The organism is Bartonella florencae, from assembly GCF_000312525.1.
Classification (GTDB): domain Bacteria; phylum Pseudomonadota; class Alphaproteobacteria; order Rhizobiales; family Rhizobiaceae; genus Bartonella; species Bartonella florencae.
Genome location: NZ_HE997528.1, coordinates 1 through 256, shown reverse-complemented (window position 1 = coordinate 256; position 256 = coordinate 1). Strand labels below are relative to the sequence as shown.

The window sequence follows — 256 nt, the reverse complement described above, 5'->3', positions numbered from 1 at the left end:
GGTTTATGGTGATGCCGTGATTTATGGTGATGCCGTGATTTCTGATCATGCAAAAGTTTATGAAAATGCAAAGGTTTTGGGCAATGCCAAAGTTTATGGTGATGCACGCATTTATGGAAATGCCAAGGTTTATAATTTTTCCCATGTTTATGGGAATGCCCACATTCGAGACAGAACAAGAATTCCTCAAGATATAAAAATTTAACAACCAAACCAAACAACTTTCAACACATGCGTGATTCACGCCACGGGGGAA

1 pseudogene is annotated in these 256 nt (G+C 39.1%); it reads left to right on the top strand.

The features are described from left to right. A pseudogene (locus BN202_RS09180) lies at positions 1-205 on the top strand (hypothetical protein); the annotation flags it as partial. Positions 206-256: the final 51 nt, after the last annotated feature.